General features: G+C 60.1%; 6 protein-coding genes, 1 tRNA gene and 1 pseudogene. 5 read left to right on the top strand and 3 right to left on the bottom strand.

The genetic code is table 11. The features are described 5' to 3' along the window. Window positions 1-509 precede the first annotated feature (509 nt). From ACFUJR_RS18335 to ACFUJR_RS18315, 5 genes and pseudogenes are all read left to right on the top strand, one after another. On the top strand, window positions 510-1,904 hold the full coding sequence (locus ACFUJR_RS18335; protein ID WP_383450535.1) for an N-6 DNA methylase: 1,395 nt from the start codon (window positions 510-512) through the stop codon (window positions 1,902-1,904). Between the two features lie 179 nt (window positions 1,905-2,083). Then, complete coding sequence (locus ACFUJR_RS18330; protein WP_383164208.1) at window positions 2,084-3,535, top strand: hypothetical protein; 1,452 nt, start codon at window positions 2,084-2,086, stop codon at window positions 3,533-3,535. Then, window positions 3,536-5,080: an AAA family ATPase gene (locus tag ACFUJR_RS18325; protein WP_383164211.1), complete on the top strand. Its 1,545-nt coding sequence runs from the start codon at window positions 3,536-3,538 to the stop codon at window positions 5,078-5,080. Window positions 5,081-5,167: 87 nt separating this feature from the next. Then, a complete protein-coding gene (locus tag ACFUJR_RS18320; RefSeq protein WP_383164214.1) occupies window positions 5,168-5,947 on the top strand; it encodes a hypothetical protein in 780 nt (259 codons plus the stop codon). 229 nt (window positions 5,948-6,176) lie between these two features. Further along, window positions 6,177-6,701, top strand: a pseudogene (locus ACFUJR_RS18315) (tyrosine-type recombinase/integrase); the annotation flags it as partial. Window positions 6,702-6,768: 67 nt separating this feature from the next. On the opposite strand, the gene ACFUJR_RS18310 reads toward ACFUJR_RS18315, so the two are convergent. The 3 genes from ACFUJR_RS18310 to ACFUJR_RS18300 all read right to left on the bottom strand — a co-directional run bounded on the left by ACFUJR_RS18310 (window position 6,769) and on the right by ACFUJR_RS18300 (window position 8,766). Then, window positions 6,769-6,841: transfer RNA gene (locus ACFUJR_RS18310), tRNA-Arg, on the bottom strand. A 114-nt stretch (window positions 6,842-6,955) separates the two neighbouring features. Next, on the bottom strand, window positions 6,956-7,780 hold the full coding sequence (locus tag ACFUJR_RS18305; RefSeq protein ID WP_383164217.1) for an ABC transporter permease: 825 nt from the start codon (window positions 7,778-7,780) through the stop codon (window positions 6,956-6,958). After that, the gene (locus tag ACFUJR_RS18300) at window positions 7,777-8,766 is read right to left on the bottom strand and encodes an ATP-binding cassette domain-containing protein (RefSeq protein ID WP_383164220.1); all 990 of its coding nucleotides are present in this window, start codon (window positions 8,764-8,766) and stop codon (window positions 7,777-7,779) included. The genes ACFUJR_RS18305 and ACFUJR_RS18300 overlap by 4 nt, the downstream gene beginning before the upstream one ends. Window positions 8,767-8,953 lie beyond the last annotated feature (187 nt).

Raw genomic sequence — 8,953 nt, 5'->3', positions numbered from 1 at the left:
GACGCGACAGCCGGGCCCTCGGTTTGTCGGCCATCAGGCACAGAACGCGAAACGGTCCACCGACTCCGCCGGCGGACCGTCGCGAAAGATCGAGGTTAGCGTTCAAGCATGTTCGCTGATATTCAATGGGCGTTGTCACGTGGGACATTGCTCAGTCAGGTGCGCCCTGCCCCTGCCTGGATGTCAGCTCGGACAGACGTCTGCCTTGGTCCGAAGCCTCCAGGCTGGCTGGCACGAAGGTCATCTGCTTGTAGATGGGCGCCGAGGGCGAGGCAGGCCACAGCAGAGCATCATGCAGACGACGGCCGCCACACAGACAACCGGACCCCGCGACCAGCCAAGCGGGATGGTCGCGGGGGCACTAGTCACTCCAGCCAGAGCCCCCCCGGCAGGATGCGAACCCGCGCACAGAGCCCACGTGCAAGGCGATACACCGATCTCAACGTCAGTTGCCCACGGAGTGGATACTCCTAGGTAGGCTAGGCCACCACCAACCTAAGGATGCGACTATGCAGGACACTTCGGATGTGACCCGGAGGCTTTGGGCTCTGTGCGGAGTGCTGAGAAATGAAGGTGTGACCTACCACGAGTATTTGAACGAACTTACATATTTGCTTTTTCTCAAGCTCGCCCAGGAACTTGATATGGAAAACAGGATCCCGGGCGACTGCCGTTGGGGCGAACTTAGTGAAAGTTCACCGGACGGTATTCTTTCTCGGTACGCCGAAATCCTGCATAATCTCGGTGCCGCAGATGATGAAGTCGTCCAAACCATCTTTGCAGATTCGAAGACCGGCATCAATTCCGGCGAATCCCTCATGCAGCTAGTTCAGGGCATCGAGGATATTGATTGGTATCGAGCGCGACAAAATGGCCTTGGTGATGTCTACGAAGGGCTGATTCAAAAAAACGCACAGGAGTCTCGTTATGGTGCTGGCCAGTACTTCACACCTCGACCAGTGGTCGAGGCGCTTGTTCAAGTAACCGCGCCAGATAATGATGACGTGGTATACGATCCTGCCGCAGGTACTGGTGGCTTCCTAGTAGCCGCAGGCTTGGGCGCCGCGACCGGCCACACTTCGCCTCCCAAATTGGTTGGCATCGAGTTGGTCCGGGATGTGCAGCGTATGGCGCTAATGAACCTTCTGCTGCACGGACTCGAGGGTAAGATAATTCTCGGGGATGCTTTGCATCAGGATGTGGACGAGAACGGCTACTCGGTCATCCTCACGAATCCACCCTTTGGCGCAAAGGGTGCTCTAACCGCAGAGCAGAATGAGAGGCTCGAGTACCAAACCTCGAACAAACAGTTGGCGTTCTTGCAGCATGTATACCAGAACCTTTCTGAGGGAGGGCGTGCTGCGATTGTCGTACCTGACAACGTCCTGTTCGAGGGCGGGACGGCCGCCGCTGTACGGACCAAGCTGCTGGAAAGCAACAGAGTCCACACCATTCTGAGTCTGCCGACAGGCATCTTTTATGCCACTGGCGTCAAGACTTCAGTGCTATTTTTTTGCGCTGATGGCACCACCGAAGAAACCTGGTTCTATGACTTGCGTTCCGGTCAGACGAGCTTCGGTAAGAGAAGGCAGCTACTGGCTAGCGACCTGAACGAGTTTGTCTCAGCCTATGGCTCCGATCCGTTCGGAAGGAGCCCTCGCATTGAGACGGACCGGTTCAAGCGTCTAACCCGGGAAGAACTCACAGCGGGCGGCGATCGTCTGGATTTCGCTCATGTGAGGTCTACCGACAGGCCGATAGGTTCAAGCAGTATCGTTGATCTCCTCGATGACACCAGAAGCCTGCGTGAGGAACTCGATAGTGCCTTGTCTGGAATCTCTGAAATTGAGAAGATCCTTACGCGTCACTTTCAGGACCGCGAAGGGGAGGCGCTCGGACGATGATAATTCCAGATGCTTTCCCCGAGGCATGGCGCTTCTGCCTGGTGAAGGAAGCCGGCGAGACTCTGGTTGGCCAGCAACGCTCACCAGAGACTACAAGTGGCCCAGCAGATGACCTGAGGCATTATCTCCGTGTTGCGAACGTTCGCGATGATGCGCTAGATCTACAGGATCTAGCAGAAATGAGCTTCGACTCTGCGGCCAGAGAGAAGTACAGGCTTGTAGACGGAGACATCCTCCTATGTGAGGGGCAGAGTCGTGAGCTGGTGGGGCGAGCGGCGATGTATCGATCCGAACCTGATGAGCTGTACTTCCAGAACACGCTTATCAGGTTCCGTGCTCACCGTGAGATTCTGCCGGAATTTGCACTTCTGGTATTCAGGGCGTATCAGCACGCAGGTGTTTTTGCGGAGATCGCCAAGGCTACTACCAATATTGCTCACCTCGGACTTCGGCGCTTCCAGGAGTTGCCTTTCCCGCTGCCTCCTCGGATCACCCAAGAGGCAATCGTTGATTGCGCCCGCGACATACAGAGTTCCATCGATGACGCTCTCACGGCGATGAGCAACATCATTGACAGAGCAATCGGGCTTCCGGGAAAAGCAAGAGACCTCCTAATCTTGGAGGGAGCGGAACTTGGAGAGCCTGGCGAGGTAGATCCGAAAGCGCAAGTAACTTGGCGACAAGCGGCAGACGTTGTTGCTGAAGATTCACCCATTGTCTATGGGATTCTTCAACCCGGGCCTGACATCGATGACGGTTCCGGTATTCCGTATGTTCGCGGCCAGGACTTGCAAGACGGTTTCATTTTGCAAGATCAGCTCAGGAAGACATCACAATCGATTGCTCAGCGATATGAGAGGTCATCGTTGCTGCCGGGTGATGTGCTACTCGGCATCATCCGCAGCCTACGTGTTGCCGTAGTACCGCAGGAGCTGAGCGGGGCAAATATCACACAGGGAACTGCCCGGATAAGACCGAGCGCGCATGTGGATAGTGACTACCTAGCGCATTGGCTATCAAGCTCGGCAGCACAGGGATGGTTGCGAAGTCGACTGCGCGGTATTGATATGCCTGGGTTGAATCTTCGGGATGTTAGGCAGTTGCCTGTGCCAGTACGGGATCTGAGTACTCAGCGCCAGATCGCCGAGGCCTTGAATGAGGTGACCGCGGCCCACCAGAGTGTCCTCAGGGATGCGCAAAGCGCCACCGGCCGGCTCCAAGGACTGGAGCGCGAATTCACGGGATCCTGTGCTTTCGGAGAGATGGCCAGGTGGATTACGCGGCGGACAGCGGGCGACGAGAGTGAGTCATTGTCTTCACTCATCTTGACCCAAGTAAAGGAAACGGCTGCAAAGCAGCGCAACAAGCCTGCTTCTAGATCGCGGCGGCAATCCAGCAAGAATGGGAGTACGCGCATTAGTCTCAAATCCAGCACCACTCCGGAAGAGATTCTAGCTGTGCTGCAGGAGGCTTCGGGTCCTCTGGACCCAGAGCACCTATTCCGGCAGCTTTCCCTTGCTGATAGTGCTGTTGATAGCTTCTACGCTGCGTTGCGTGAGCTGAAGCAGTTGCGTCGGCTCGAAGTAGCACGACCGAACGACACGGATGTCAAGATTTCGGTGGCAGAATAGATGCGCATCACACGTGTGAAAGTAGAGTCGTTCAAGAATCTGCAGGACTTCGAGATCCACCTTGACGAAAATGCCGCTGTTTCCGTACTGGTGGGTCGTAATGGCAGCGGAAAGTCCAACCTTCTTGAAGCTTTGACGATAATCTTTCGTGACATCGACCTTGGGCGGCGGCCCGATTTCGTGTTCGAGTTGGATTATCTGATCAAAGGAAGTGCGGTTTCCATCTCCTCGGAGCGGTCGCGAACTGGGCACAGTGTCAAATGCCATGTGAACGGCCGCTCGATGAGTTTCACAAAATTTTCAGGAAAGGACGGTCGAGAGTATCGTCCCCAGCATGTGTTCGGCTACTATTCTGGCCCGAGCAATCGTCTTGAAGAGCATTTCATTCCTCATCAGGAGCGCTTCTACAAGGATCTCATCGACGGCATCGAAAGGCCCTTGCGGCCTCTTTTCTATGCGCGCAATGTACACTCGAACTTCGTTCTCCTAGCCTTCTTTTTGGATGAGGATCCTGTAGTTCTGCGGTTGCTGCGTGACCATCTGGGTATCGAGGGCCTGGACTCTGTGCTTTTTGAAATGCAGAAGCCCTCATGGCCCGGCAAAAACGGCGATGAACGTTTTTGGAACGCGCGCGGCACGGTTAGAGCATTACTCGATCGCCTCTACCGTCTCTCGCTAGCGCCAATGAGGCTGGAACGCAAGATAAGAACGGGGTTGGCCCGATCTTCGCAAACGGAGCACCTCTACCTTTACCTTGAGAGCCTCTCGGAAGCCAAAGAGCTTAGGGCCGGATACGCGAGCAATGGGGACTTCTTCAAGGCTCTCGAAAGCACTTACATCTCTGAACTCATTCATGACGTACGCATCAGGGTTAGAACCTCTAGGTCGTCTTCTCCTCTCACGTTCCGGGAGTTGAGCGAGGGGGAGCAGCAGCTTCTTCTTGTCCTGGGATTGATGAGATTCACGCGCGAGGAAGAGTCCCTGTTTCTTCTGGATGAGCCTGACACACACCTAAACCCGGCCTGGAGCGTGCAATACCGGAAGTTCCTGGGGGAGTTTGGTGGGCTTGACGACGGTTGTCAGGTCCTGATGGCGACGCATGACCCGCTCGTTGTAGCCGGCCTCCTTAGACAGGATGTCCGCATTCTTGAGCGCCATGGCGACGGTCGCATAACAGCTGTCGAGCCGTTGGAGGACCCTCAGGGGATGGGGGTTGGCGCGCTCCTAACGAGTGACGTTTACGGATTGAGGTCCCAACTCGACCTCGAGACGCTCGACAAGCTAGATGAAAAGCGACTGCTGTCCGCTCGTCCTGACGACCAATTGACTCCGGAGGAACAGGACAGGCTCAACCAGCTCGGGAATGAACTTAGGCATCTCGGTCTTTTGATGGAAGACAGAGATCCGGAGTTTCAGGCCTATCTGAAAGCCAAGTCGGCGAGTCAAACGACACAGCATCCTCTTGCTTTTACGCGAGAGCAGGTCGAGGAGAACTTCGAAGACGCTGTGGCGCTATTGAATGAGATCGAAGAGCAGGAAGACTAGTACTGTCGGGGGCGGTTCTTGATTTTCATTGATCGGCAGGAAGTTATCGCCCGCCTTCCAGAAGGGTGGAAGGCTAAGGCGAAGAGCGTGACCGATGAGTTGCGGGAAGCCGATGGGGCAGCGGCAAGGAAGAAGATTATCGACGATAATCAGGAACTTTGGCGCAGCATCAAGGGAGTCTTGGCGGCCGTTGGGCACCAGAAGTGCTGGTATTGCGAGTCGGCCGATATCAGGTCAGATAATGCGGTTGACCATTTCAGGCCGAAGGGAAGAGTTTCCGGTGCGAGTAAGGAAGGGTACTGGTGGCTGGCCTTTGATGTCCGAAACTATAGATTCGCCTGCACTTACTGCAATAGTCGGCGCCATGGGGAGGGTGGGACAACTGGAGGTAAGGCTGACTTCTTTCCCTTGGCTGCGGGCTCTCGCAGAGCAGACAGCCACTTAATTTCAATATCCGTCGAAATTCCGATGCTCCTCGATCCGTGCGATCAGTTCGACGTCACAGCCCTCTGGTTTGATGAGACGGGCCAAGTGAACGTGAATCCCGACGCGGAAGCATTGGAAGAGAACGTACCTGACCGTGTAGCTGTATCGCGTGCTCTGTATCATCTAGATCATGTAAGGCTTATCGAAGCACGGAAGCGTATCTTCCTGGAGGTGCTTCAGATGTGCGATCGGGCGGACGAGGCGCTTGTGGCCTACAAAGAGACGCAAAACGTCATGGCGCGAAGTATTTTCCACGACTCGATTAATGCTCTTAGGAGGATGAAGAAGGAGGACGCGCCTTACTCTGCTGTGGCTAAGTGTGCGGTTAGGGGCTATCGCCGTAGTAGCCCCTCTGCCAAACTCATCGCTGAAGCTTCATAGGCGCAGCGGGTTTGGCCCGTGGTCCGCCCGCTCTGGGGCCGAGCATGATCGTGCGCCGTACGTTGCTTTGTAACTCGGGCAGGCGCGTCCGGCCCGGGCTACGGCGTACCACTGTGCGCGGCCCGGTTGCCGGCCGGGCTGGAGCGGGGCGGAGACTGGAGCGCAGGCCCGGCCGGGGGCCGGGCCGCGCGCGGGGAGCGGAGCGAGCCGCACTTGATGATGGAGAGAAAGGGGAGAGCTGGTTGGGCTCAGGTGGTCGGATCTCGACCTGGATAACCGGGTGTTGCACGTACGGCAGCAGACTCAGCGCCGTCGCGGGAAGCTCTACCAGGATGATCCCAAGAGCCGCCGTCAACGGGTCGTCCCGCTGCCCGCCCTGTGTATCGCCCCGCTCCGGTGGCACCGGCTCAAGCAGCGCCAGATGTTCGACGCGACCGGCGTCACCTGGTCCGAGGACGGTCCCGTCTTCGCCACCAGGAACGGCCGGACGGTGGAGCCGAGGAACGTCTACCGAGCGTTCACCCGCGTCGCGGCCGACGCCGGACTCCGTGTGGTCCGGCTGCACGATGCCCGCCACGGGTGCGCCACGCTGCTGACCGCCGCCGGCGTCGCTCCCCGGGTCATCATGGAGATCCTCGGCCACAGCCAGATCAGCATCACGATGGAGGTCTACACACACGTTGTGGACGACACGAAGCGGGAAGCGATCAGCCACATGGACCGGATGCTGAGGCGCCAGCGTCCGGGTGCATGACCCGGTTGCCGTCAGATGGTGCAGTCAAATGGCCCGGAGCATGATCGCTCCGGGCCGTTTTCCCTTGTGCCCCCGGCAGGATTCGAACCTGCGACACCCGCTTTAGGAGAGCGGTGCTCTATCCCCTGAGCTACGAAGGCGTGGTGCTCGGGTCCTCGTCGTGGCGTGGTCCCGGGCTCTCCTGGGGGATGACCAGGAGAGGTACCGGGGACAGCCTAGCGGACGGGGGTGGTGATTCGCTGGGGCCCTTCGGGTCAGCGGGTGACCTCGCGGTTGAAGACCGCGCGGGACCAGAGGTAGCCGATCAGGGCGAGGGCCGTGCACCAGGCCAGGGCGATCCAGCCGTCGTTGCCGATCGGAGTGCCGAGGAACAGGCCGCGCAGGGTCTCGTTGATCGGGGTGAAGGGCTGGTACTCGGCGAACCAGCGCAGCGCCGTCGGCATCGAGTCCGGGGTGACGACCGCGCTGCCGAGGAAGGGCAGGAAGGTCAGGGGCAGCGGGCCGTTGCTCGCGGACTCGACCGTCTTGGCGCCCATGCCCATCGCGGCGGACAGCCACGCCATGCCGAAGGCCAGGAAGACGAGCAGACCCAGCGCGGCCAGCCACTCGATCAGGGAGGCGTTCGGGCGGAAGCCGATCGCGAGGGAGACGCCCGTGACGAGGGCCAGGACAGCCGTGACCTGGATGACGCTGCCGAGGACATGGCCCGTGAGGATGGAGCCGCGGGAGATCGACATCGTACGGAAGCGGTTGACGATGCCCTCCGTCATGTCGGTGCAGACCGAGACGGCCGTCGCGACGGCCCCCGAGGTCGCGGCCATCAGGATGATGCCGGGCACCAGGTAGTTGATGTAGTCGCCGCGGTCCTTGCCCGCCCCGATGCCCATGCCGAGCGCGCCGCCGAAGACGTACACGAAGAGCAGCAGCATCAGCAGCGGCATCACGAGGATCGAGATCGTCATCGACGGGTAGCGCTGCATGTGCTTGATGTTGCGGCGCAGCATCGTCATGGAGTCGCGCAGGGCGTACGAGCGGGTGGCCTTGGCGGGCTTGGCCGGGGTGAGGGTGGCGGTGCTCATCGGGTCGACTCCTTCTGCGTGGTGGTGGCGTTCTGCCTGCCCGTGAGGGTGAGGAAGACGTCGTCGAGGTCGGGGGTGTGCACGGTGAGCGACTCGGCCCGCAGCCCGGTGCCGTCCAGGGTGTCGAGGATGGCGCGGAGGTTGGTGACCGAGCCGTCGCTGGGGATCTGCAGGGTGAGCGACTCGTTGTCGCGGGTGGCGATGCCGAAGATCGTGGCCGCCGAGGCGAGCTCGTCCTCGTCGGCGAACTGGAGGCGGACATGGCCGCCGGGGATCAGCCGCTTCAACTCCTCCGCGGTGCCCTCGGCGACGAGCTTGCCGTGGTCGAGGACCGCGATGCGGTCGGCGAGATGGTCGGCCTCCTCCAGGTACTGCGTGGTGAGGAAGATGGTCACGCCCTGATCCGTGACCAGGTCCCGGATCAGCTCCCACATGACGCGGCGGCTGCGCGGGTCGAGGCCCGTGGTCGGCTCGTCCAGGAAGATGATCTGGGGCCGGCCGACCAGCGTCATTGCCAGGTCGAGCTTGCGGCGCATGCCGCCCGAGAAGGTGGCGACGTTCTTACGCGCCGCCTCGGTCAGCTCGAACCGCTCCAGGAGCTCGGCCGCGCGGCGCCGGCCCTCGCCGCGGTTCAGGTGGTGCAGGTCGGCCATGAGGAGCAGGTTCTCCTCGGCGGTGAGCAGGCCGTCGACGGCGGCGAACTGTCCGGTGACGCCGATCAGGCCGCGGACCGAGCGGGCGTCGGCGGCCACGTCGTGGCCCGCGATCCGCGCCTGGCCACCGTCGGCCGTGATCAGTGTGGAGAGGATCTCCACCGTGGTGGTCTTGCCCGCCCCGTTGGGGCCGAGCAGGGCGAAGATCGTGCCCTCGGGGATCCGCAGGTCGATGCCGTCGAGCACCACCTTGTCGCCGTACGACTTGCGCAGGCCGATCGCGGAGATCGCCGCGGTGCGCGTGCTGGTGGCCGTTGGGGTCGCGGTGTTCATGTGAGCGGGCCTCTCTTTCGGGGAGTCCAGGGATGGTGCGGGGCGTCTGTGGTGCGGGCCGTGGATGGTGCGGGCCGTCTGTGGTGCGGGGTGGGGCTGCTGGCTCGGGCTGCTGGCCTGGCGCCTTGTGGCGCCAGGTCTGCGCCTTGCTGCGCCATCATGGTGACACATTGATGGCGCCATGTCG

Origin of the sequence: Streptomyces sp. NPDC057271 (assembly GCF_042668715.1) — a bacterium.
GTDB lineage: Bacteria > Actinomycetota > Actinomycetes > Streptomycetales > Streptomycetaceae > Streptomyces.
Note: the sequence above shows the minus strand (reverse complement) of the source record. Positions and strands in the feature narration are given on the sequence as shown.